22 protein-coding genes are annotated in these 22,395 nt (G+C 68.4%); 12 read left to right on the forward strand and 10 right to left on the reverse strand.

Translation table 11 applies throughout. From position 1 onward, the window contains the following. Nucleotides 1-171 precede the first annotated feature (171 nt). The 5 genes from lpxK (at nt 172) to BLU54_RS13885 (ending at nt 4,385) form a co-directional block, all read left to right on the forward strand. Nucleotides 172-1,206 (forward strand): tetraacyldisaccharide 4'-kinase, encoded by a 1,035-nt coding sequence (lpxK, locus tag BLU54_RS13865; RefSeq protein ID WP_091909437.1) that lies wholly within the window; start codon nt 172-174, stop codon nt 1,204-1,206. Further along, complete coding sequence (locus tag BLU54_RS13870) at nt 1,187-1,375, forward strand: Trm112 family protein (protein ID WP_091909440.1); 189 nt, start codon at nt 1,187-1,189, stop codon at nt 1,373-1,375. Before lpxK ends, BLU54_RS13870 begins: the two co-directional genes overlap by 20 nt. Nucleotides 1,376-1,640: 265 nt before the next feature. Next, nucleotides 1,641-2,501, forward strand: a complete 861-nt coding sequence (kdsB, locus tag BLU54_RS13875; protein WP_091909443.1) for a 3-deoxy-manno-octulosonate cytidylyltransferase — start codon at nt 1,641-1,643, stop codon at nt 2,499-2,501. A gap of 267 nt (nt 2,502-2,768) precedes the next feature. Next, nucleotides 2,769-3,434 (forward strand): adenylate kinase, encoded by a 666-nt coding sequence (gene adk, locus BLU54_RS13880; protein WP_091909446.1) that lies wholly within the window; start codon nt 2,769-2,771, stop codon nt 3,432-3,434. A 192-nt stretch (nt 3,435-3,626) separates the two neighbouring features. Continuing rightward, nucleotides 3,627-4,385: an SDR family NAD(P)-dependent oxidoreductase gene (locus BLU54_RS13885; protein WP_091909449.1), complete on the forward strand. Its 759-nt coding sequence runs from the start codon at nt 3,627-3,629 to the stop codon at nt 4,383-4,385. Nucleotides 4,386-4,510: 125 nt separating this feature from the next. Here BLU54_RS13885 and BLU54_RS13890 read toward each other — a convergent pair whose 3' ends face one another. Beyond that, nucleotides 4,511-5,356 (reverse strand): SirB1 family protein, encoded by an 846-nt coding sequence (locus BLU54_RS13890; RefSeq protein ID WP_235837965.1) that lies wholly within the window; start codon nt 5,354-5,356, stop codon nt 4,511-4,513. Then, nucleotides 5,350-6,900: a murein biosynthesis integral membrane protein MurJ gene (murJ, locus tag BLU54_RS13895; protein WP_091909452.1), complete on the reverse strand. Its 1,551-nt coding sequence runs from the start codon at nt 6,898-6,900 to the stop codon at nt 5,350-5,352. The genes BLU54_RS13890 and murJ overlap by 7 nt, the downstream gene beginning before the upstream one ends. Before the next feature lie 498 nt (nt 6,901-7,398). On the opposite strand from murJ, the gene rpsT reads away from it, so the two are divergent. Beyond that, nucleotides 7,399-7,674 carry a 30S ribosomal protein S20 gene (gene rpsT / locus BLU54_RS13905; protein WP_091909458.1) on the forward strand — a complete coding sequence of 92 codons (276 nt, stop codon included), beginning with the start codon at nt 7,399-7,401 and terminating at the stop codon, nt 7,672-7,674. Between the two features lie 505 nt (nt 7,675-8,179). Here the strand turns inward: rpsT and BLU54_RS13910 are convergent. Further along, nucleotides 8,180-8,515 (reverse strand): DUF3579 domain-containing protein, encoded by a 336-nt coding sequence (locus BLU54_RS13910; RefSeq protein ID WP_091909461.1) that lies wholly within the window; start codon nt 8,513-8,515, stop codon nt 8,180-8,182. A gap of 249 nt (nt 8,516-8,764) precedes the next feature. Between BLU54_RS13910 and argF the strand changes: the two genes are divergently transcribed. Then, a complete protein-coding gene (gene argF / locus BLU54_RS13915) occupies nt 8,765-9,694 on the forward strand; it encodes an ornithine carbamoyltransferase (RefSeq protein WP_091909909.1) in 930 nt (309 codons plus the stop codon). A gap of 42 nt (nt 9,695-9,736) precedes the next feature. Here argF and murB read toward each other — a convergent pair whose 3' ends face one another. Further along, nucleotides 9,737-10,753, reverse strand: a complete 1,017-nt coding sequence (murB, locus tag BLU54_RS13920) for a UDP-N-acetylmuramate dehydrogenase (protein WP_091909464.1) — start codon at nt 10,751-10,753, stop codon at nt 9,737-9,739. 137 nt (nt 10,754-10,890) lie between these two features. On the opposite strand from murB, the gene BLU54_RS13925 reads away from it, so the two are divergent. Continuing rightward, a complete protein-coding gene (locus BLU54_RS13925) occupies nt 10,891-11,376 on the forward strand; it encodes a YajQ family cyclic di-GMP-binding protein (RefSeq protein ID WP_091909467.1) in 486 nt (161 codons plus the stop codon). Between the two features lie 61 nt (nt 11,377-11,437). Here BLU54_RS13925 and plsY read toward each other — a convergent pair whose 3' ends face one another. The 5 genes from plsY to queG all read right to left on the reverse strand — a co-directional run bounded on the left by plsY (nt 11,438) and on the right by queG (nt 15,860). Then, nucleotides 11,438-12,046, reverse strand: coding sequence for a glycerol-3-phosphate 1-O-acyltransferase PlsY (plsY, locus tag BLU54_RS13930; protein ID WP_091909470.1), 609 nt, complete (start codon nt 12,044-12,046; stop codon nt 11,438-11,440). Nucleotides 12,047-12,146: 100 nt separating this feature from the next. Continuing rightward, nucleotides 12,147-12,635, reverse strand: a complete 489-nt coding sequence (locus BLU54_RS13935) for an aminoacyl-tRNA deacylase (RefSeq protein WP_091909473.1) — start codon at nt 12,633-12,635, stop codon at nt 12,147-12,149. Nucleotides 12,636-12,677: 42 nt separating this feature from the next. Then, nucleotides 12,678-13,808, reverse strand: a complete 1,131-nt coding sequence (xerD, locus tag BLU54_RS13940) for a site-specific tyrosine recombinase XerD (protein WP_091909475.1) — start codon at nt 13,806-13,808, stop codon at nt 12,678-12,680. 67 nt (nt 13,809-13,875) lie between these two features. Continuing rightward, nucleotides 13,876-14,343, reverse strand: a complete 468-nt coding sequence (locus BLU54_RS13945) for a methylated-DNA--[protein]-cysteine S-methyltransferase (protein ID WP_091909912.1) — start codon at nt 14,341-14,343, stop codon at nt 13,876-13,878. Between the two features lie 83 nt (nt 14,344-14,426). After that, nucleotides 14,427-15,860 carry a tRNA epoxyqueuosine(34) reductase QueG gene (queG, locus tag BLU54_RS13950; protein ID WP_091909479.1) on the reverse strand — a complete coding sequence of 478 codons (1,434 nt, stop codon included), beginning with the start codon at nt 15,858-15,860 and terminating at the stop codon, nt 14,427-14,429. A 16-nt stretch (nt 15,861-15,876) separates the two neighbouring features. On the opposite strand from queG, the gene tsaE reads away from it, so the two are divergent. Continuing rightward, nucleotides 15,877-16,467, forward strand: coding sequence for a tRNA (adenosine(37)-N6)-threonylcarbamoyltransferase complex ATPase subunit type 1 TsaE (tsaE, locus tag BLU54_RS13955; RefSeq protein WP_091909482.1), 591 nt, complete (start codon nt 15,877-15,879; stop codon nt 16,465-16,467). Continuing rightward, nucleotides 16,449-17,981, forward strand: a complete 1,533-nt coding sequence (locus tag BLU54_RS13960) for an N-acetylmuramoyl-L-alanine amidase (RefSeq protein WP_091909484.1) — start codon at nt 16,449-16,451, stop codon at nt 17,979-17,981. The genes tsaE and BLU54_RS13960 overlap by 19 nt, the downstream gene beginning before the upstream one ends. 184 nt (nt 17,982-18,165) lie before the next feature. Here the strand turns inward: BLU54_RS13960 and BLU54_RS13965 are convergent, their stop codons facing one another. After that, complete coding sequence (locus BLU54_RS13965) at nt 18,166-18,810, reverse strand: DedA family protein (protein WP_091909487.1); 645 nt, start codon at nt 18,808-18,810, stop codon at nt 18,166-18,168. 300 nt (nt 18,811-19,110) lie between these two features. On the opposite strand from BLU54_RS13965, the gene mutL reads away from it, so the two are divergent. Continuing rightward, the gene (gene mutL, locus BLU54_RS13970) at nt 19,111-21,294 is read left to right on the forward strand and encodes a DNA mismatch repair endonuclease MutL (RefSeq protein ID WP_091909915.1); all 2,184 of its coding nucleotides are present in this window, start codon (nt 19,111-19,113) and stop codon (nt 21,292-21,294) included. Nucleotides 21,295-21,298: 4 nt separating this feature from the next. Next, nucleotides 21,299-22,312 (forward strand): tRNA (adenosine(37)-N6)-dimethylallyltransferase MiaA, encoded by a 1,014-nt coding sequence (gene miaA / locus BLU54_RS13975; protein WP_407919421.1) that lies wholly within the window; start codon nt 21,299-21,301, stop codon nt 22,310-22,312. The last annotated feature ends 83 nt before the right edge of the window (nt 22,313-22,395 follow it).

Here is a 22,395-nt window from a genome sequence, read left to right on the forward strand (position 1 = left end):
TCGGCAGTCGAGGCCGGCAGTACCGGCCCGGCCATGCCTTGCGGAGCGCGCCGAAGCTGCGCTAGGCTCTAGCGCTTCGCCGTTCGGTTCCGACTCGATGCTCGACTCGCCGCTTATCGTCCCCGCCGACGCGCTCGACGCCTCCGCCGGCCGCTCGCCAGGCCGGGCCGTATGACGCCACCCGCCGATCGCCGGGCGCCGCGCACCGGCCTGGCCCTGCGCGTACAGCGCGAATGGCAGCGCCGCGGCCTGTTCGCCTATTCGCTGCTGCCCGCCGCCTGGCTGTTCGGCGCGATCGCGGCGGCGCGCCGCTGCGCGTTCCGGCACGGCTGGCTGACCCGCCACCGGCTGCCGGTACCGGTCGTGGTGGTCGGCAACGTCACCGTCGGCGGCACCGGCAAAACCCCTACCGTGGTCGCCTTGAGCAAGGCACTGGCGGCGGCCGGCCATCGGCCGGGCGTGGTGTCGCGTGGCTACGGCGCGCGCATCGACCGGCCGCGGCTGGTGGACGCGACGGCCGACGCGCGCGATGTCGGCGACGAACCGTTGCTGATCGCCCGGCTGAGCGGCGTGCCGCTGGCCGTCTCGCCGGACCGGGTGGCCGCCGCCCGCCTGTTGCTCGATGCCCATCCCGACGTCGACGTACTGATCTGCGACGACGGTCTGCAGCATTACCGGCTGGAACGCGACGTCGAACTGGTCGTGTTCGATCACCGGCTCGGCGGCAACGGCTTGCTGCTTCCGGCGGGGCCGCTGCGCGAGCCGCTCGGCCGGCACCGCGACGCGAGCCTGATCAACGATCCCTTCGGCGCCGCGCTGCCCGACTGGCCGGACACCTTCCGCCTGACGCTGCAGGACGGCGCGGCATGGAACCTGTCCGACCCGTCGCGACGCCGACCGGTGCCGGACTTCATCGGCCAGGACGTGCTGGCGGCGGCCGGCATCGGCGCACCGGAACGCTTCTTCGCGACGCTGCGCACGCGCGGCCTGCAGCCTCGCACGCTGGCGCTGCCGGACCACTACCCGTTCGACGACGATCCGTTCGGCGCCGATCCGGCCGAGGCGATCCTGATCACCGAGAAGGATGCGGTAAAATGCGCCGGCATGCGCGATGCCAGGCTTTGGGCGGTTCCCGTCGAAGCGCGGCTCGATGCCCGTCTGATAGCGCTCGTCGTGGAGAAAATCCGTGGATGCACGGTTGCTTGAAATCCTAGTCTGCCCGATCTGCAAGGGCGCCCTCCGGCACGACCGGCAGGCGCAGGAACTGGTCTGCAACGTCGACCATCTCGCTTTTCCGATCCAGGACGGCATTCCGGTGATGCTGGTCGAGGAAGCACGCCAGACGGTCGAAGGCACGCCGATGCCGCGCGCCTAGCAGGCCCGGCGCAGCGCCCGCCTCGCGCTGGACGCTCCGGCGCGGCGTGTTTGACGTTGCGCCGTCCGACGCGCACTGCTGGTTCGCGCGCCGGGCATGCGCGGCTTGCCTGTCGTGCGCCGCCGTCCCGCTCCTCGCGCCCGCTCCTCGTTCCCGCTTCAAGTCCGCTGAAAGCCCGCTTCAAGCCCGCTTTTACCCGCTTCAAGCCCGCATCAAACCCACGCCCCGCCCGCTCACGCCCCGCGCCGACGTCAGACCGATCGCCATGCCTGCCACCTTTTCGCCGGACGACCCGTCGCGGTCGTCGCCCGCCACCGCTGCCCGCAACGTGCCCGCCGGCCGGCCCGACTTTCTGGCCGTGATTCCCGCCCGACTGGCATCGACGCGTCTGCCGAACAAGCCGCTCGCCGACATCGGCGGGGTGCCGATGGTGGTGCGTGTCGCGCGGCAGGCCGCTGCCTCGGGCGCGCGACAGGTGGTGATCGCGACCGACAGCGGCGCCGTCGTCGAGGCTGCGCGGGAACACCGGATCGAGGCGATGCTGACCCGGATGGATCATCCGACCGGCACCGACCGCCTGTCCGAGGTGGCGACCCGGCTCGCGCTGCCCGACGAGGCGGTGGTGGTCAATGTGCAGGGCGACGAACCGCTGATCGATCCGTCCCTGGTGGCCGATGTCGCCGCGCACCTGATCGCCCACCCCGAATGCGCGATCGCCACCGCCGCTCATCCGATCGCCGCCGCGGACGAGATCTTCAATCCGAACGTCGTGAAGGTGGTGCTCGACGCACGGGACCGGGCGCTCTACTTTTCCCGCGCACCGATCCCCTGGGCGCGCGACCTATTCAGCGCCGGGCAGGCGCCGGCCGGCCAGCTGGCGCGGGCCGGCTGCCTGCGCCACGTCGGGCTGTATGCCTACCGGGCCGGCTTCCTGAAGCGCTTCCCGACGCTCGCGGCGGCACCGATCGAAACCGCCGAGGCCCTCGAACAGTTGCGCGCGCTGTGGCATGGCGAACGCATCGCAGTGCGGCGCGTCGCACAGGCACCGCATGGCGGCGTCGACACCCCCGCCGATCTGGAACGCGTGCGCGCCCACGTCGCGCAGTTCGGCGCGCCAGCGAACTGACTTCGCGCGGACCGGCCGGGCGCCCCGGTCGTGGCGCCGACGGCCGAACCGTGCGCACGAACAAGACGGCAAATCGCACGAATCGCAGCCGATCACATGGCATAATCAGCCGTTGGACATGCCGGGCCCGCAACGCGTGCGTGGCGGCTCCCGGGTACTTCCTCAGAATACAATGCGTCGACTGGCCGCCATCGCCTTCCGGCACGAGCGATGCGGCATGGTGCGCGACGCATCACACAAGATTTTTAATCGTTCGGGAATTTCACCATGCGTTTGATTCTGCTCGGCGCCCCCGGGGCGGGTAAGGGTACCCAGGCCAACTACATCAAGGAACGCTTCGGTATTCCGCAGATTTCCACCGGCGACATGCTGCGCGCCGCGGTCAAGGCTGGCACCCCGCTCGGCGTGCAGGCCAAGCAGTTCATGGACGCGGGCGATCTCGTGCCGGATTCGCTGATCATCGACCTGGTGAAGGAACGCCTGCGTGCGCCGGATTGCGCGAAAGGCTATCTGTTCGACGGCTTCCCGCGCACGATCCCGCAGGCCGATGCGATGAAGCAGGCAGGCGTGGCGATCGACCACGTGATCGAAATCGACGTGCCGTTCGACGAGATCATCGGCCGCATCAGCGGCCGTCGGGTGCATGTCGCGTCGGGCCGCACCTATCACGTCGTGTTCAATCCGCCAAAGACCGCCGGCGTCGACGACGAAACCGGCGAGGCGCTGATCCAGCGCGTCGACGACCAGGAAGACACGGTCAAGAAGCGCCTGGAAGTCTATCAAGCCCAGACGCGTCCGCTGATCGACTACTATTCCGACTGGTCCAAGCGCGGCCCCGAGGCCGGCCTGGCGGCGCCGACCTACACGCGCGTGGCGGGCGTGGGCACGGTCGAGCAGATTCGCGACCGCGTCTTTGCGGCGCTGGGCGCCTGACGCCCACGGGGCGCGCGTGATGATCCGCCGCGCCCTGACCCGCTTCATGCATGCCGACGGCCCGCTGGGCCGTTTTTTTTCGCCTGCCGCCGGCCCCCGCGGCCCCACTCACGGTGGGTGGTCCGGGCGGCATGGGCGGCATCGACGTGTGCGTCACGTTCGGCAAGCCACGCACCCCTGACAGGAGACACCATGGATATCAAGGATCAGGTTTTCATCGTCACTGGCGCCGCTTCGGGCCTCGGCGCGGCCACCGCACGGCGTCTGGCGGCGAAGGGCGGCCGGCTTGTCGCGGCCGACATGAACGAGGACGCGGGCCAGGCACTGGCGGCCGAGATCGGCGCGCGCTTCGTACGGTGCGACGTGACGAGCGAAGCCGACGCGCAGGCCGTCGTCGATGCCGCGACGGCGTTCGGCACGGTGCGCGGCCTGGTGAACTGCGCCGGCATCGCGCCGGCGGACAAGACCATCGGACGCGCCGGACCCGCGTCGCTGGCCGGTTTCTCGAAAGTGATCGGCATCAATCTGATCGGCACCTTCAACATGATCCGCCTGGCGGCCCACGCGATGGCGGCCACCGCGCCGCTTGCCGAGGGCGAACGCGGCGTGATCGTCAATACCGCATCGGTTGCCGCCTTCGACGGGCAGGTCGGACAAGCGGCCTACGCGGCCTCGAAGGCGGGCGTCGCCGGCATGACGCTGCCGATCGCCCGCGACCTGTCGCGCAGCGGCATCCGCGTGATGACCATCGCCCCGGGCCTGTTCGAGACGCCGATGATGCTCGGCATGCCAGCCGACGTGCAGGCTTCGTTGGGCGCGATGATCCCGTTTCCGCCCCGGCTGGGCCGGCCCGACGAATATGCGATGCTGGTCGAGCACATCATCGGCAACACGATGCTGAACGGCGAGGTGATCCGCCTCGACGGCGCGCTCAGGATGCAGCCGAAATAATACGGCGCGGCATCGCGCGGGCTCACTCCGGCCAGGTATCGACGCAGTGTCGGCACACGGTATCGGCGCGGTGTCGGCACGGTAGCCATCGCCCGGCCAGGCGTTGGCCAGGCCCCGGCAACCTGTCAGCTGGCCTGGCGGCGCTGCCGCAATTCGGCCAGTTGGGCCTCGACGACGGTAGCGTCCTCGGCGTTCGGACGCGCTTCGATGTAGCGCTCCAGGTCCTCCTGGGCAAGGCGCAGATAGTCCAGCCGCGCGAACGCAAAGCCGCGATCGCGCCGCTCCTCGATGTTTTCCGGCAACAGGATCACCAGGCGCTGCTGCACCGACAGCAGACGCTGCCAGCGCTCGGTCTGGGCATAGATCATTTTCAGATTGCCGAGCATGCGCGCCAGGATCTCGCGCGCGGTGGCCGGCTTGAGCAAGGCCTCCAGCGCGCTGCTGACCGACTCCCTGCCCTGGGTCATATAGGGTTCGAGCATCTCGATCAGGCGCGACTCCGACAGCGAGATGCCCGTCATCGGGTCGAGCACCACCTCGCCCGACGGCAGCGTCGCGCGCAGCAGGAAGTGACCGGGAAACGACACGCCGCTCACCTTCAGGCCGATCTGCTCGGCCAGCTCGATGAACAGGACCGCCAGCGAGATCGGAATGCCGCGCCGCTTGCGCAGCACCATGTTCAGGTGACTGTTGTCCGGATCGTAGAAATCGTTGCGGTTGGGCGCGAAGCCCAGTTCGCGATAGAAGAACTGTAGCAATGCCGCCAGCTTGCGCGATGCGCCGGCATCGTCGGGCAGGCGTCGCCGCAGGCGCAGCGCGATCGTGTCGATGTCGGCCAGCGTGCCCTGCAGATCCAGGTCCGGGTAGGCGTCCTGTGCCAGCGACATCGCCGCCTCGGTCAGCGGCAGGCTCTCGTCGTCGCCGACCAGCGTCGCGAAGTAATCGAGCACCCGGGTGTTCTCGGTCACGATGTACGTCTCCTGAAATCGGTATGACGGAAGCCCATCGCATACAGCAGCGCGAAATAGATCAGGGCGCTCAGCAGTACGCTGGCACCCAGCAGCGCAATGCGTGCCAGCGGCTGCTGACCGAGGGCGACCCAGTCGAACGTGGTGGCAAACCACGACATCACGCCGGCCAGCACCAGACAGGCGCCGACGAGCTGGGCGAAGAACAGCAGCCAGCCGGACGACGGCCGGTAAACGCCGCGCCGGTAAAGGATCGTGAACAGCATGAGCCCGTTCAGGCAGGCACCGATGCCGATCGACAGCGCCAGGCCGGCGTGCGCCATGCGGGGTACCAGCAGCGCATTGCTCGCCTGCGTGACGATCAGCGCCGTCACCGCGCACTTCACCGGCGTCAGGATGTCCTGCTTCGCGTAGAAGGCCGGCGCCAGGATCTTCACGACGATCAGGCCCAGCAGGCTCACGCCGTAGGCCGTGAGCGCGTGCGAGACCATCACCACGTCGACGTTGTCGAAGCGACCGTAGTTGAACAGCACGGCCGTCAGCGGCGTTGCGAACACGAACAGCGCCACCGCGCTCGGCGCGGCGAGCAGAAAGGTCAGCCGCAGTCCCCAGTCCAGCAGCGCCGAATATTCTTCGGGGTCCGCGTCCGCGTGGGCCTTCGACAGGCTCGGCAGCAGGATCGTGCCGAGCGCGGCGCCGAGCAAGGCGGTCGGGAACTCCATCAGGCGGTCCGCGTACGACAGCCACGAAACGCTGCCGGCCGCCAGGCGGGACGCGATATTGGTGTTGATGATCAGGCTGATCTGGGCCACCGACACGCCGAAGGTGGCCGGCACCATCTTGAGCAGGATGCGCTTGACCCCGACGTGGGCGAGCGCGGCCCGGACATTCAGACCGACACGCGGCACCATGCCGATGCGGCGCAGCGCGGGCAGCTGCACCGCCAGTTGCAGCACGCCGCCGACCACCACCGCTCCCGCGAGCGCAAGGATCGGCTGCTGCAGGTGCGGCGCGACGAACAGCGCCGCGACGATGAAGCTCACATTGAGCAGCACCGGCGCGAACGCGGGCGTCGAGAAATTCCGGTAGGTGTTGAGCACGCCAGCGGCCAGCGAGGTCAACGAAATAAGCGCGATGTACGGAAACATGATCCGCGTCATCGTCACGGCGAGATCGAAGGCGCCTGCCTCCTTCCTCAGGCCGGTGGCGACCACGGTGACCACGCCGGTGGCGGCGACGATGCCGAGCAGCGACAGCAGCACCAGCGCCCACGTCAGCACGGTGGCGGTCGCGTCGACCAGCGAGCGGGTCGCGTCGTCGCCCTGCTTGTTCTTGAATTCGGCCAGGATCGGCACGAAGGCCTGCGAGAATGCGCCCTCGGCGGACAGGCGACGCAGCAGATTGGGAATGCGGAACGCGACGTTGAAGGCGTCGGTAAACTGGCTGGCGCCGAACGCGCGTGCAATCAGCGTTTCACGGACCAGCCCGGTGATGCGCGAGAGCAGCGTGAAGCCGCTGACCGTCAGAAGTGCACGGAATAGGTTCATGCGTCGCATTATACGGATCGGGCCGGAGCCGGGGCCGCGCTCGGCGGGAAACCAGCGACACAAGCCGCGCCGCGCGCCGCGCACGCACGGTCGTCGGGCAAACTCGCCATGCGGCACGGTTCGGCGCGACCGGGCTCGACCGGGCGCGACGCGGCGCGGCTTGGTTGGACCGTCGGGCGCGCGGCGGCACCGCAGGGACGGTGGTGGCGCGGCGGTCATGCGGCGGCGGCTGATTTGGCGTTCGCCACGCCCCCGCACGAACAGGGCGCGTTGGTGCTTGCCCCGTTCACCCATAGCGCGCTATAATCCAGGGTTTCAGAAACGTCGACTGCCCGCTAAGCCGCCGCGCTCCTTTCGCGAGTCCCTGCAAAGCGCCGGCAGGCAAGTGCTCGAGCAGCCGCCCACAGGCCGGTCGCGCATCTGGCATACGTAACTGGGGCGGTTCGGACGCAAAGCCGAACGCACATCCGAACGCTTAAACCGAACAGAGATTGATTCATGGCCAATTCCGCCCAAGCTATCAAGCGCGACCGTCAGAGCAAGAAGCGCAACGCGCTGCGCTCGGCACAACGCTCGCAGACCCGCACCGCCGTCAAGGACACCCGCAAGGCACTCGTCGCCGGCGCCGCCAACGCGACTGACGTGTTCAAGCGCGCGGTCAAGACGCTCGATCGCATGGCCGACAAGTCGGTGATCCACAAGAACAAGGCTGCTCGTCTGAAGAGCCGTCTGGCGCGCCAGCTGAAGGCTGCCGCGACCGCTGCTCAGGCCTGAGCAGCGGTCGAGCCGGGCTGAGTTCAGGTCTGACACAGGCCTGAACGCCGAAGGCAGCGTGCCGCCCCGCCAGTCGGGGCATGCATGAAAAAGCCCGCATTGCGGGCTTTTTGCATTGCTGCGGAGCCGAATCGTGTTCCGCACGGCCCCGCGGGCCGAGGTGGGCGGTGGTGCACTCCTCGTCGGTGCGACCCGGTTCCGACATGGCTGCATTGCCTTGCGAACGGCGCGTGCCGGAAAGGCGACGTTGCGACCTACGGCAACGACGCAGCAACGACGTAGCAACGAAGCAGGAGTCAGGCGCGCGGGCGGCTGGCGCGGCATGGTGGCGCAGGCCTTGAATGAAGGAGTCGGTCTGCGGCGGCGGGCGTTGCGCTACCGTGCGAGTCGACGCATCACGGCCGCGCCGGCCCGCATCCGGCAAGGGGCGAGCCGTAGCGTAACACCCAGCCCGGCCAGCCAGTCGCCGACGCGAGCATCGTGCCCTCGACAGCCACGCGCTGGTTCAGCGCTGCAGCGGATGCGGCCGGTGCGCCTCGTCGGGCAATGAGCAGGCTTCGCTCACCTGCAGGTCGTTGTCGCGCGCGAAATTCATTACGAAATCGAAGGCCATCGGCTCGATGTCGCGCAGTCGTTCGTCGACCACCACGCACTTCACGTCGCCGATGATCACCGGGCGAACGTACAGCGAATACTTCAAGCGGGCATTGGGGCCCGTCGCGCCGGGTCCGAACGACGACATCACGCCGCACAGCCGCTCCGACCAGTCGCTCGGACGGAACGTCCGCCCTTTGGAGGTCAGGCCCTGGACGAAGTATTCGCGCGGTGGATTGTCGGACATAGAGCTTCAGCGAGGAGGCGTGGAAGGCCGCCATCGGCCGCCGAGCAAACGGCCGACTGCACGCCTACGAGTGTGCCACAAGCCCGCAATTATATCGTGAAGGGCACCGAAAAGCCCCGCCACCGCGCCGGCGCCTGCCCGCTTCGGCTCGTCAAAGGCGGGCTAATCCTTTATGCTCTAAGCAGTTACCATCTACAGCAAGCACCCTGCGCCGGCCCTTTCAGGCCGGCGCAACGTTTTGCGCATAACATCATGACGAAGCAAATTCGCCACTATCTGCGGTTCGGGGACCTGTCACGCGACGAGTACGACTATCTGTTCGAGCGTGCCAGGCTGGTCAAGGCCAAGTTCAAGCGCTACGAGACCTATCATCCGCTGCACGATCGCACCCTCGCGATGATCTTCGAGAAAAGCTCGACGCGCACGCGCCTCTCGTTCGAAGCCGGCATTCACCAGTTGGGCGGTCACGCGGTCTTCCTGAACACGCGCGACACGCAGCTCGGCCGGGGCGAGCCGATCGAGGACGCCGCACAGGTCATCTCGCGGATGGTCGACGTCATCATGATCCGCACCTTCGGCCAGGACATCATCACCCGCTTCGCAGACCACTCGCGCGTGCCGGTGATCAACGGCCTGACCAACGAATACCATCCGTGCCAGGTGCTTGCCGACATCTTCACCTACCACGAGCATCGCGGGCCGATCGCCGGCCGCACCGTCGCGTGGGTCGGCGACGCGAACAACATGTCGTACACCTGGATCGAGGCGGCGGCCATCCTCGGCTTCAGGCTGCACCTGTCGACGCCGCCCGGCTATCCGCTCGATCCGGCGCTGGTGCCGGCCAGCGCGGCCGACGCCTATCGCGTGTTCGACGATCCGAACGACGCGTGCCGCGGCGCCGATCTGATCACCACCGACGTGTGGACCAGCATGGGCTTCGAAGCGGAAAACGAGGCGCGCAAAAAAGCGTTCGCCGACTGGTGCGTCGACGCGGAAATGATGGCGCTGGCCCAGCCCGATGCACTGTTCATGCACTGCCTGCCCGCGCATCGCGGCGAGGAAGTCAGTGCGGACGTCATCGACGGTCCGCAAAGCGTGGTGTGGGACGAGGCGGAGAACCGCCTGCACGTTCAGAAGGCGCTGATGGAGTTCCTGGTCGTCGGCCGCCTGGACGACTGAGGCGCGGGCGCGCGAGCGCCCTTCACACGCTTTTGCATCCTTTCACACCACCAGCGGCTCGATTTCCAATGTGACGCCAAAGCGCGTCATCACCGCTTCGACGATCTCGCGCGCAAGCGCGACGACCTCGCTGCCGCTCGCACCGCCCCGGTTCACCAGCACCAACGCCTGGGCATCGTGCACACCGGCGTGTCCGCGCGTCACCCCCTTGAAGCCGCACCGCTCGATCAGCCAGCCGGCGGCCAACTTCGCACCGCCATCCGGCTGCGGATAGGCGACCAGACCGGGTTCGCTGGCCACGAGCGCGGCGTGGCGTGCCGCATCGACAAGCGGATTCTTGAAAAAGCTGCCGGCGTTGCCGGTTTCGCGCCAGTCGGGCAGCTTCGCGCGCCGGATCGCGCACACCGCGTCGAACACGTCGCGCGCCCGTGGCGCACGCCCGAGCGCGGCCAGACGGGCGGCGATGTCGCCGTACCCGGTGCGCGCCTGCCAGCGCTTCGGCAGGCGGAACACCACCGACGTGATGATCCAGCGATCGCGGCCGCCGCGCTTAAACACGCTGTCGCGATAACCGAACGCGCAGTCGTCGCGGCCCAGGGTCCGCCAACTGCCGTCCAGCACGTCGAACACACGCACGCTGTGCAGGCAGTTGGCCACCTCCACGCCGTAAGCGCCGATGTTCTGCACCGGCGCGGCGCCGACCGTGCCGGGGATGAGCGCAAGGTTTTCGAGACCCGGCATGTCCTCGTCCAGCGTGTAGGCGACAAACTCGTGCCAGTTCTCACCGGCCGCGGCCTCGACGAACCAGGCATCGGCGTCCTCACCTACCCGCCTGCGGCCCTGCAGCCCATTGAGCAGCACGACGCCCGGAAAGTCACGGGTCAGCACGAGATTGCTGCCGCCTCCGATCAGCAGGCGCGGCAGCCCCGCGAGCCGCGCGTCGTCCCGCATCGCGGGCAGCGCCGCTTCGTCGGTGAGCCACGCGGCGCACTGCGCGTGGACTGCGAAACCGAAGGTGTTGTGGGCAAGCAGCGGGTAGTCGCGGAGCAGGTCGAGCATGCGTCGTCGGCAAATCAGGGAACCGAGGGGGCGCGAACGCTGCGTTACGCGACGCGACGGTAAAATGCGGGTTTCGGCGCGGATTATAGCGTCGGGCGATCGCCCGCCTCCGCCGCCCTCAACGTCAAGGAATCAAGATGCCATCATTCGACGTGGTCTGCGAAGCCAATCTGATCGAAGTGAAGAACGCGGTCGAACAGGCCAACAAGGAAATCTCGACGCGCTTCGACTTCAAGGGATCCGACGCCCGCATCGAGCACAAGGAACACGAATTGACACTGTTCGCCGACGACGACTTCAAGCTCGGCCAGGTCAAGGACGTGCTGATCTCGAAAATGGCCAAGCGCAATGTCGACGTGCGTTTCCTCGACTACGGCAAGATCGACAAGATCGGCGGCGACAAGGTCAAGCAGGTCGTGACGATCAAGAAAGGCGTCGCCGGCGATCTGGCCAAGAAGATCGTGCGCCTGATCAAGGACAGCAAGATCAAGGTGCAGGGCAGCATCCAGGGCGATGCGGTGCGCGTGTCGGGCACCAAGCGCGACGATCTGCAATCGGTCATCGCGATGCTGCGCAAGGATGTGACCGACACGCCGCTGGACTTCAACAACTTCCGCGACTGAGACCTCCCTCCCCGGCGAACGCCGCCGGCAACGCGGGCGGCCGCCGTCGCGGCACACGGCGTCAGCCGCGCTTGCTGGCGCCGATGCGGCTTTCGCGGCCGGCAAACAGATTGGCGATATTCTTCCGGTGCCGTGCGATCAGCAGCACGCTCATCGCGGTGATCGCCAGCGCGATCACATCCGGCCCGAACATGAATACGTAGAACAGCGGCGCGAAGATCGCGGCCACCAGCGCGGCCAGCGAGGAATAGCGGAACACGAACGCGACGACCAGCCAGCTGAGCAGCGTTGCCAGCCCCAGCAGCGGATCGATCGCCAGCAGGATGCCTGCCGCGGTGGCCACGCCCTTGCCGCCGCGGAAACGGAAGAACACCGGCCACAGGTGCCCGACGAAGGCGGCCAGCGCGCTCAACGCCACGGCGCGCGCATCGAGGCCCCAGGCGGCGCCGTAGTGCACGACGATCCAGACCGGCAGCCAGCCCTTGAATGCATCGCCGAGCAACGTCAGGATCGCCGCGCGCTTGTTGCCGCTGCGCAGCACGTTGGTCGCGCCCGGATTGCCTGAACCGTAGCTGCGCGGATCGGACAGGCCCATCGCACGGCTGACGATGACGGCGAACGAAATCGAACCGATCAGATAGGCGATCAGGACGACGAGCAGATTATTCATCAATGGGTCTCACTGCACGAATGCGGCGCACCACTGGGCGCGCCCCTCGGGGATCGGCGGCATTGTACCGGAGCCGGCTCGCGGCACAGCGGCCCCGCCCTCAGTCCACGCTGGCACAGTCGACGGGCACGGCGGCCAGCACCTCGGACAGCACCCGCGGCGCGATCTCGATCAAGTAGCCGCGCCGTCCACCATTCAGATGGATGCGCGGCAGCGCCAGGATGCTGCGTTCGACATAGACCGGCATCGTCTTGCGCGTGCCGAACGGCGACGTGCCGCCGACGAAGTAGCCGGAGTGGCGCTGCGCCACCTCTGGCTTGCACGGCTCGATCCGCTTCACACCGATCTGCCGGGCAAGATTCTTCGTCGACACCGTGCGATCGCCGTGCATCAGCACGATCAGCGGCCGCGCGCGCTCGTCCTCCATGACCAGCGTCTTCACCACTTCGTGCTCCTCGACGCCGAGCTGTCGGGCCGACTCGGCGGTGCCGCCGTGCTCGACATACTGATACGCGTGTTCGACGAACGGCACCTGCAGGCAACGCAGCAGCTGCGTCGCGGGCGTCTCCGATACGTGAGGCTTCTTCATGTTCGATGCATTGCGCGACAGTGCCGCGCGGCGCGCGCCGGCCTAGCCGCGCGGGTGGTGACGGGCATGCAGGGTCTTCAGCCGTTCGCGTGCGACGTGCGTGTAGATCTGCGTGGTCGAAATGTCGGCGTGGCCCAGCAGCATCTGCACCGCGCGCAGATCCGCGCCGTGATCCAGCAGGTGCGTGGCGAACGCATGCCGCAACGTGTGCGGCGAGAGCGGCGCATTGACACCGGCCTTGGCCGCGTAGCGCTTGATCAGGTACCAGAAGGCCTGGCGCGTCATGCCCTCGCCGCGCGCGGTGACGAACAGCGCATCGGCACTGCGCGCCCCAAGCAGTGCGCCACGGGCCTCGCCCAGATAGCGCTCGATCCAGTCACGGGCTTCCTCGCCGAACGGCACCAGCCGCTCGGTCGCGCCCTTGCCGAACACGCGCAGCACGCCGTCGTTCAGGCTGACTTCCACCGTTTTCAGGTTGACCAGTTCCGAGACGCGCAGCCCGCTCGCGTACATCAGTTCCAGCATCGTCCGGTCGCGCACGCCCAACGCCTCGTTGAGATCGGGCGCCGCCAACAATGCCTCGACCTGCCGCTCGCTGAGCGTCGACGGGAAACGCGGCGGCCGCTTGGCGGCCCGGATGCGCAGCGTGGGATCGCGCGCGATGCGCTTCTCGCGCAGCGCCCAGCCGAAGAACCGGCGAAACGCCGCGAGACGCCGGTTGGCCGACGAGGCGCGTGAATCCGCGCGCACCGCGATGTAGGCGGTCACGTCGACTTCGCTGGCCGCGTCGAGCGGCGCCGCTCTGGACTGAAACAGCCAACGGGAGAACAGCCTGAGGTCGCGCCGATAAGCGTCGAGTGAATTCTGCGCCAGGCCATGCTCGAGCCAGAGCGCGTCGCAGAACATGTCGATCAGGAGCACGCTCTGCCGGTAAACCGGCGACGCATCGGTGCGCGCTTCCGCGTCATCCTCCGCGCCGTCTTCAGCGCGCGCCGCCGCAGCGCCCACATTGCGGGCTGTGCTCGACCGTGCCGCGCCGCCCTGCGCCTGCTTCGTCGGCTGCCGTGCCGCCGCGCTGCTGCCCGCGCCAACCGGATGACCGAGGGCGCCGGGCGTCGGTACGTCGATCGCATCGGCGGACGCATTCGCCGCGTTCGTGTCTTCTTCTTTCATTGCGATCGGCCGACCCGCGCGCGTCGGCCGGGTCGGTGCTCCGGCGCGCAACCATGCGTGCGCGCATTCACAGTCTGACGCCCTCGTGCCGCAGCAGCCAGCGCTTCACGGAACGCAGGAAACCTTCCCCGGGATCGTGCGCGAAGCCGCCGATGCCGTTTGCCGCGACGATCCGGTGACAGGGCACGAGCAAGGGCAGCGGGTTGGCGCCACATGCCTGGCCGACCGCGCGCGCCACGCTGCCCACTTCCCGCGCCAGCGCGCCGTAGGTCAGCACCTGGCCGCGTGGCACGCGCGCGATCGCCGCCCAGACCTGCTGCTGGTGACGGGTGCCCTGCGGCCTTCGTGGCAGGTCGAATGCTGCGTCGGGATCGACGAAGAAGCGTTCGGCCTGTCGTGCGGCAAGCTCGGCAAGCGCGTTGTCCGGCGCGTGCAGCGGTGTGTCCGGTGGCAGGTAGACGACTTCGCTCAGTGCCTGCGCGTCGGTGCGTATGCCGAGCCGGCCGAACGGAGCGGAGATGACGGCGTTGAACATGGCGGCGAGCTTCAGTACGGCGTGCAATGCCGCCGATTGTATGCCAGTCCGCCGGCACGCGGCAGACGGGCTTGCCGCGTGCTTCAGGTTTCGCTTCCGAGGTCCTGCGCCAACGCCCAATCGATGTGCTCGCGCAGCAAGGGCGTTGCGCCAGCGCAGGCGTCGCGCAGTGCGTCCACCAGGGCGCCGCGCTGCACCGGATCGAGCGACGGCATGGCCAACGCATTGCCGATCGCCACCGCCAGGTTGCGCTGCCATTGTTCGTGGCCAATGCGGCGGATCGCGCTGCCCGCCATCCGCGTCTCGAAGTCCTGTGCGCTCCAGGCGAACAGTTGCAGCAACGAGCTGCCGTCGAGACCATGCCGGACATCGAAATCCGGCACGTCGGTCACGCGCGCGAACTTGTTCCACGGGCATACCAGCTGGCAGTCGTCGCAGCCGTACACGCGGTTGCCGATCGCGCGTCGGAACGCGACCGGGATGCTGCCGCGATGTTCGATGGTCAGATAAGAGATGCAGCGACGCGCATCGAGCTGGTAGGGCGCGATGATCGCGCCGGTCGGACAGGCATCGAGACAGCGCCGGCACTGGCCGCAGTGCTGGCCGTCCGCGGGACGCGGCGGCGCGTCGGCAACCGTGGCAACGGCGGCAACAGGAACAACAGTGGCCACGGCGGCGCTAGGACTGGCGGCGGGAGGCGCAAGCTCGGCCGACGCTGCGGGCGGGTCCGCCGTCGGTGCCACGGTATCGACCGGCAACGGCAGGTCGATGAACAGTTCGCCCAGGAAGAAGAAGGAACCGGCGTCGCGGTGCAGCAACAAGGTGTGCTTGCCACGCCAGCCGAGTCCGCCGCGCCGCGCCAACTCCACTTCGAGCACCGGCGCGGAGTCGACGAAAACGCGATGGCCGAACGGGCCGATCGCCTGTTCGATGCGATCGGCCAGGCGCTGCAGACGCTGCCGGAGCACCTTGTGATAGTCGCGGCCGCGTGCATAGACCGACACCACCGCTTCGCCAGGCGCACCGATGCGCTGCCACTCGCCGGCGCGCCAGTCGTGCCGGCCACGGCCGCGCGCCGCCCGCGCTGCTTCCTCGTCCGCCAGCGGAGTCGCGCTGGCCGGGGGCGCGCGGGTGGGCGACACGGCGGGCGACACGGCGGGCGACACGGTGGACGCCTGGGTCGGCATCACGACGCTCGCCGGCAGATACGCAAGCCGCACGCTGATCACGCGCACCGTTCCTTCGACGAGTTCGGCCGGCCGGGCGCGCTTCAGGCCATGTTTGGCCATATAATCCATCTGGCCGTGATGGCCCGCGTCCAGCCACGCCTGCAGTCCGGCTTCGGCGTCGGTGAGATCGACATCGCTGATGCCGACCGCATCGAAACCCAATTCGCGTGCCCAGTCCTTGATCCGTTCGCCCAGGCGTACGAGCCCTGCGGCATCCTGGCGCAGGTCGCCCGCCGCCGGGCGAACATCGCCGGCGACCGGCTGCGGGGCGGACGGTTTCGCATTCATCGCGCCATTCTACGCAATGCCTGATCCAGCCCAACGCCGCTTCGCCGACGTGCCCGACCCGCAGCTTGCGGATGCGCCGTGCAACGGCGCGCCAGCGCAATTGCAGCGCACATTCGCGCTGGCCGACGAGGCGGCGACGCAGGCGTTCGGGGCAGTCCTCGCCAGGGCCTGCGCGGAACCGGCCACGCTCGCCCAGGGCGGGTGCACGATCTGGCTGCTCGGCGACCTGGGCGCCGGCAAGACGACGCTCGGTCGTGCGCTGCTGCACGCCCTCGGCCATCGCGGCCGGGTCCGCAGTCCAACCTATACGCTCGTCGAGCCGTACACGATTGCATCGCTCGCGCTACCCGGCTGGCCGCTCGAACGTGCGCTCGACGTCTATCATTTCGATCTTTATCGTTTCGCCAGCCCCGACGAGTGGTTCGACTCGGGGTTCGACGAATATCTCGTTGCCGACGCGCTGCGCCTGATCGAATGGCCGCAGCGCGCCCAAGGCTGCCTCCCCTGCCCGGACCTCGCGCTGCAACTCGCGTTGGCCGGCGATGGCCGCAGCCTGCATGCGGCCGCCTGTTCGGAAAAAGGAAAGCGTTGTCTCGAAAGATGCTGATCAAGCCCTTCCGCTCCCTCGAAGCCACCGCCAGCGCGCCGCCGAGCTGGCATCGCCGCAAACTGATACAGGCAGGTGCATCCACGCTGATCCTGGCCCTCGTGCCGGCGACCGCGCGCGCCGCCTCGGTCCTCGCCGTACGCGTGTGGCCGGCCGAGGATTACACCCGCGTCACGATCGAGACGGACCGATCGCTCGAAGCGGAGCAACGCGTCCTGCAGAATCCCGATCGCGTTGTCGTCGATCTGAAAGGCGTCGATCTCGATCAGCCGCTGAAGGACCTGGTCGCGAAAATTGCGCCGAACGACCCGCAGATCTCGCAGGTTCGCGTTGGCCAGTTCCAGCCGCATGTGGTCCGGCTGGTGTTCGATTTGAAGGGCGCAGTCAAACCGCAAACCTTCTCGCTGCCGCCGGTGGGTAGTTACCGCAACCGGCTGGTGGTCGATCTCTATCCGGAAGTGGCGCCCGATCCGCTGCTGGCGCTGCTGCAGAAGAGTCAGGGCAAGGAGCAGGCGCTCGCGATGAACGCGCCGCCACCGTCGGCCCTGAACGGACCGCAGCAGGTGCCCGGCGACGACAGCGACGCGTTCTTCCAGCGCTACGCGCAGGGCGGCACCAGCGCGCCCGCGCAGCCGGCGGCGCCGAAGCCGCCCGTCCTCGCGGCGCGCCCGCCCGTCTCCAGCCCTCCCAGCACCCCGAGCGCGCCCACGCCGCCGAAGCCGGCGGCAAAGCCGCCGACCCAGACGCTCGCCAATCAGGACGACTTCGGCTTCAAGACCCCACCGCACAGCCGCGGCAAGACGTTGCGCCTGATCACCGTCGCGATCGATCCGGGCCACGGCGGCGAGGACCCGGGCGCGAGCGGACCTTCGGGCCTGCACGAAAAGGATGTGGTGCTCGACATCGGCCGGCGCCTGCGCGCCAAGATCGACGGCGAGCCGAACATGCGCGCGATGATGACGCGGGACGACGATTTCTTCGTGCCGTTGGGCGTCCGCGTGCAGAAGGCGCGCCGCGTCGACGCCGACATTTTCGTGTCGATTCATGCCGATGCGTTCACCTCGCCATCGGCGAACGGCTCATCGGTGTTCGCGCTGTCCGAGCACGGCGCATCGAGCGCCGCCGCGCGCTGGATGGCCAACAAGGAAAATTCCTCCGACGAGATCGGCGGCGTCAGCATCAAGACCCAGGACGTGGCACTGTCGCGCGCGCTGCTGGACATGTCGACCACCGCGCAGATCCGCGACAGCATGAAGTACGGCCACTATGTGCTGCAGGAAATCGGCAAGCTGAACCGCCTGCACAAGGGGTCGGTCGAACAGGCGGGCTTTGCGGTGTTGAAGTCGCCGGACATTCCGTCGGTACTCGTCGAGACGGCCTTCATCAGCAATCCGGGCGAGGAACAGCGCCTCCAGGACGCCGCCTATCGAGACAAGATGGCGAGCGCGATCCTGACCGGCATCAAGAAGTATTTCGCTTCGAACCCGCCGTTGCCAAAGAACCCGATGGCCTGAATCAGCGGGTCCGCATCTGCGGGGCTGAAGCGGCGGGGCTGAAGCGGACTGCTGCAGGCGGCACCCGCTGCCGGGCCGGGGCCGGCGCGCACGCCGGACATCGCACGCGCCGCGGGCAGCGCGGTGTCTACGCGAGCACGGCGGGCAGTGTCTGCGCGCCGCCGTGCCGCCTCGCACGCAGTGGTTATTTCGCGGCCGGACGCTTGCGGAACAGCTTCCACAACGCGCCGAGCACGATCGGCACGATCGCGGCGCAAAGGCCGACCAGCACGATCACGTTCAGGTATTCCTTCACGAACGACAGGTTGCCGAAGAAATAGCCGCACAGGGTCAGGCCAACCGCCCACAGCAGCGCGCCGACGATGTTGAACAGCTGGAAGCGCCACATGCTCATGCCGGACACGCCCGCGATGAACGGCGCGAAGGTGCGCACCACCGGCACGAAGCGCGCGAGCACGATGGTCTTGCCGCCGTGCCGTTCGTAGAACTGGTGCGTGCGCCGCAGCGCGTCGCGGTCCAGGAAGCGCCAGTTTTTCTCGAATACCTTCGGTCCGATGTAGGAACCGATCAGGTAGTTGACGGTATTGCCCAACACCGCCGCGAGAAACAGCAGCACGATCAGCGTCGGCAACGACATCGCGCCAGCGCCGGCGAATGCGCCCGCGATGAAGAGCAGCGAGTCGCCCGGCAGGAACGGAAAAACCACCAGCCCGGTTTCGCAGAAGACGATCAGGAACAGGATCGCGTAGATCCAGTTGCCGTACAACGCGATGAACGCGGCCAGGTGTTTATCGATATGCAGCGTCATATCGATGAGTTGCAGCAGCATGTCAGGACTTTTCCTGTCGAAGGGCGATTAAGGGCAATTAAGGGCGAATGCGGGTGAACGCGGCTGAATGACGGCGCACGACCTCGATTCGCGCGCGGTTCCGGCCGGCACGGCTGCGCATGCGGCTTGGCGTCCGCACGATCCGAAACGATCGTCAATCATACCGGAACGCCCCCTTCACCGACCTATATTTGCACCACCGATCGCAAGTTGCGACAGGTCGGATTCGGCTGTGCGCATTGCTCGCCGCCGCGGTCCGCCGGCCGCGGCGCGTCACCGTCCAAACGCTATAATCGCGCCATGTCCGAAGCCACCCACACGCCCGATGCCCGGTCCGCGCGCCCGATCCAGGCGCTGCCCGACCGCCTGATCAGCCAGATCGCGGCCGGCGAAGTCGTCGAGCGGCCGGCGTCGGTCGTCAAGGAGCTGTTGGAGAATGCGCTGGACGCCGGCGCGGCATCGTTGCGCCTGGTGCTCGACGCCGGCGGCGTGAAACGCATCGCGATCAGCGACGACGGCCGCGGCATCCCCGCCGAAGAGTTGCCGCTGGCACTGCAGCGCCATGCGACCAGCAAGATCGCGTCGCTGGCCGAACTCGAATCGGTCGCGTCACTCGGCTTTCGCGGCGAAGCGCTTGCCTCGATCGCATCGGTGGCCGCGGTGACGTTGACGAGCCGCGTGGCCGGCGCGCCGCACGCCAGCCAGATCGACGCCAGCACCGGCGAAATCTCGCCGGCCGCCGGCGGCGTCGGCACCCTGGTCGACGTGCGCGACCTGTATTTCAATACGCCGGCTCGTCGCAAATTCCTGAAGACCGAGCAGACCGAGTTCGGTCACTGCATGGAGATGGCGCGGCGCATCGCGCTGGCGCGCCCGAACATCGGCCTGTCCGTCATCCACAACGGCCGCGCGGTCGAACACTGGGCCGCCGCGCCGCCCGCCGTGCGAGTCGCCAAGGTGCTCGGCGAGAGCTTTGCGCGCGCCAGCCTGCCGGTCGACGAAACGACCGAGGTGCTCGCCTGCTATGGTTTCGTCGGCTTGCCGACCGCGAGCCGCGGGCGTGCGGACCAGCAGTACTGCTTCGTGAACGGACGCTTCGTGCGCGACCGGCTGCTGAGCCACGCGATCCGCGCGGCCTACGAGGACGTGCTGCACGGCGAGCGCTATCCGTCCTATGTGCTGTTCGTCGACCTGCCGCCCGAGCTGGTCGATGTCAATGTGCACCCGTCGAAGATCGAGGTGCGTTTCCGCGACTCGCGCGCGGTCCATCAATTCGTGTTCCACGCGGTGTCGCGCGCCCTGGCGCGGCACGCGGGCGAGAACGGCAGCGGGGTGAGCGCGGCGCCGGCCGCGCTGGCCACCTCGGCCAACGGCGCCGTCGCGGCGGCGCCGATCCCGCCTGGCACGCAGCCGCTCACCCAGACCTATGGGCAAGCGGGCGGAACGGGAGGCAACCGGGGTGGTGGCGGTAGCGGTAGCGGCATGGCGTGGCGGCCAGGGCAGCAGACGTCGCTGCCGATCGGCCAGGGACTCGACCACTACGAACTGTTGTTCGGCCGCCGCGAGGACCGGGCCAGCGCCTCGGACAGCGCGATTGCGCGCGCGCCTTCGTTGCGCGATGCGAACCACGTCGCCACGCCGGTCGCCGACTATGGCGCGCGCGGCCCGGCCAGCAGCGAAGCGGACGATGGCACCGACGCGGATGACGGCAGCCGTAGCGTCGCGCTCGACGCGACCGGCGGTGGCGCGAGACCCGGCTCGCCGCAAAGCGACAGCGACAGCGACAGCGACAGCGACAGCGGCAGGGATAGCGACGGGGATAGCGATAGTGGCAGCGACAGTGCCGCCAACGTGGCGTCGACAGCCAGCCTGAGCGCGCCGGCCAATCCGGCTCGCGACGACTGCCCGCTCGGCTTCGCGCTCGGACAGCTGCATGGCGTGTATATCCTTGCGCAGAACGCATACGGCCTGGTGCTGGTCGACATGCACGCGGCGCACGAGCGGATCCTGTACGAGCGCTTCAAGCAGGCGCTCGACACACGTGCCGTCGCCGTGCAGCCGCTGCTGCTGCCGCTGGCGATGCCGGCTGACGATGTCGAGATCGGTACCGCGGCGGAAAATCGGCAGACGTTGGCGGCGCTTGGCTTCGAATTCGCGCAACTGTCGCCGAACTCGCTCGCGATCCGGGCCGTGCCCGCGCTGCTGAAGGACGCCGACCTGCCGGCGTTGGCGCGGGCGGTCCTCGCCGATCTCGCCGCCTATGGTGGCTCGCGCGTGCTGACCGAGCATCAGCATGCGCTGCTCGGCACGCTGGCCTGCCATCATGCCGTGCGGGCCAACCGTCAGTTGACGCTGCCCGAGATGAACGCGCTGCTGCGCCAGATGGAAGCCACCGAACGCGCCGACCAATGCAACCACGGTCGCCCGACGTGGTTCCAGATGGCGATGGCCGATCTCGACCGGCTGTTCATGCGGGGGCAGTAGGACCGTGTCGACCGCTTCGCCACCGGCTCGTCTCGACCAAGAGGACGCCCGCCTGCCGGTCCTGGCCCTGCTCGGCCCAAGCGCCTCGGGCAAGACCGCGACCGCGCTGGCGCTGGCGCGCGCGTTCCCGATCGAGATCGTCAGCGTCGACTCCGCGCTGGTGTACCGTGGCATGGACATCGGCACGGCGAAGCCCGACGCGGACGAACTGGCGGCGGTGCCGCATCATCTGATCGACATCGTCGATCCCGAAACGCCGTATTCCGCTGCCCGCTTCGCGCGCGACGCGAGCGATGCCATCGATGCGATCGCCGCGCGCGGTCGCCTGCCGCTGCTGGTCGGCGGGACCATGCTGTATTACCGTGCGCTCATCGAGCCGCTCGCGCCGCTGCCAGGGGCCGACGCCACGGTCCGCGCCCGGCTCGATGCCGACGCCGCGGCGCTCGGCTGGCCCGCGCTGCACGCGCGCCTGGCCCGCATCGATCCGGCCACCGCCGCTCGTCTGGCGCCCGCCGATGCGCAACGGATCCAGCGTGCGCTGGAAGTCTTCGAACTGACCGGGCAACCGCTGTCGGCGCTGCATGCGGCGCCGGCGCTGGCCGTGCCGCAGCCTTACCGTTTTGCGGCGCTGGCGCTGGAGCCGTCGGAGCGCGCATGGTTGCACGCGCGGGTCGCCCGGCGCTTCGACGCGATGCTCGACCACGGCTTCCTGCACGAAGTGGCGGCGCTGCGGGCACGCGGCACGCTGCATCGCGACCTGCCGTCGATGCGCTCGGTCGGCTATCGCCAGGCCTGGACCTACCTGGACGGCGAGTGCGACTTCGCAAGCTTCCGCGACCAGGCGATCGCGGCAACGCGCCAGCTTTGCAAGCGGCAACTGACCTGGCTGCGGGCAATGCCGAGCCGCACCGTGCTCGACTGCCAGTCACCGGACCTGCTGGAGCAGGCGTGCGACGTGGCCGCGAGGTTCTGGTCCGGCCCGGCACGCGCCGCAAGCCCGCACGGCGCCGCCTCGTAAGCGCCTGCCACAGCGGCGGGATATCCGTCCGGCGGCGGCAAAAACCGCAAGCGCCGCACCGGCGCGAGGGACAGAACCGAGCG

This window comes from Chitinasiproducens palmae, assembly GCF_900095735.1.
Taxonomy (GTDB): Bacteria; Pseudomonadota; Gammaproteobacteria; order Burkholderiales; family Burkholderiaceae; genus Chitinasiproducens; species Chitinasiproducens palmae.

What these genes read in the sequence shown, in the direction of transcription:
- xerD (WP_091909475.1), bottom strand. Translation starts at nt 13,808, where the DNA reads ATGAAAGAAGAAGACACGAACGCGGCGAATGCGTCCGCCGATGCGATC.
- plsY (WP_091909470.1), bottom strand. Translation starts at nt 12,046, where the DNA reads ATGAATAATCTGCTCGTCGTCCTGATCGCCTATCTGATCGGTTCGATT.
- tsaE (WP_091909482.1), top strand. Translation starts at nt 15,877, where the DNA reads ATGCCTGATCCAGCCCAACGCCGCTTCGCCGACGTGCCCGACCCGCAG.
- adk (WP_091909446.1), top strand. Translation starts at nt 2,769, where the DNA reads ATGCGTTTGATTCTGCTCGGCGCCCCCGGGGCGGGTAAGGGTACCCAG.
- BLU54_RS13910 (WP_091909461.1), bottom strand. Translation starts at nt 8,515, where the DNA reads ATGTCCGACAATCCACCGCGCGAATACTTCGTCCAGGGCCTGACCTCC.
- BLU54_RS13945 (WP_091909912.1), bottom strand. Translation starts at nt 14,343, where the DNA reads ATGTTCAACGCCGTCATCTCCGCTCCGTTCGGCCGGCTCGGCATACGC.
- kdsB (WP_091909443.1), top strand. Translation starts at nt 1,641, where the DNA reads ATGCCTGCCACCTTTTCGCCGGACGACCCGTCGCGGTCGTCGCCCGCC.
- murB (WP_091909464.1), bottom strand. Translation starts at nt 10,753, where the DNA reads ATGCTCGACCTGCTCCGCGACTACCCGCTGCTTGCCCACAACACCTTC.
- queG (WP_091909479.1), bottom strand. Translation starts at nt 15,860, where the DNA reads ATGAATGCGAAACCGTCCGCCCCGCAGCCGGTCGCCGGCGATGTTCGC.
- rpsT (WP_091909458.1), top strand. Translation starts at nt 7,399, where the DNA reads ATGGCCAATTCCGCCCAAGCTATCAAGCGCGACCGTCAGAGCAAGAAG.
- mutL (WP_091909915.1), top strand. Translation starts at nt 19,111, where the DNA reads ATGTCCGAAGCCACCCACACGCCCGATGCCCGGTCCGCGCGCCCGATC.
- BLU54_RS13965 (WP_091909487.1), bottom strand. Translation starts at nt 18,810, where the DNA reads ATGCTGCTGCAACTCATCGATATGACGCTGCATATCGATAAACACCTG.
- lpxK (WP_091909437.1), top strand. Translation starts at nt 172, where the DNA reads ATGACGCCACCCGCCGATCGCCGGGCGCCGCGCACCGGCCTGGCCCTG.
- BLU54_RS13935 (WP_091909473.1), bottom strand. Translation starts at nt 12,635, where the DNA reads ATGAAGAAGCCTCACGTATCGGAGACGCCCGCGACGCAGCTGCTGCGT.
- murJ (WP_091909452.1), bottom strand. Translation starts at nt 6,900, where the DNA reads ATGAACCTATTCCGTGCACTTCTGACGGTCAGCGGCTTCACGCTGCTC.
- BLU54_RS13925 (WP_091909467.1), top strand. Translation starts at nt 10,891, where the DNA reads ATGCCATCATTCGACGTGGTCTGCGAAGCCAATCTGATCGAAGTGAAG.
- BLU54_RS13885 (WP_091909449.1), top strand. Translation starts at nt 3,627, where the DNA reads ATGGATATCAAGGATCAGGTTTTCATCGTCACTGGCGCCGCTTCGGGC.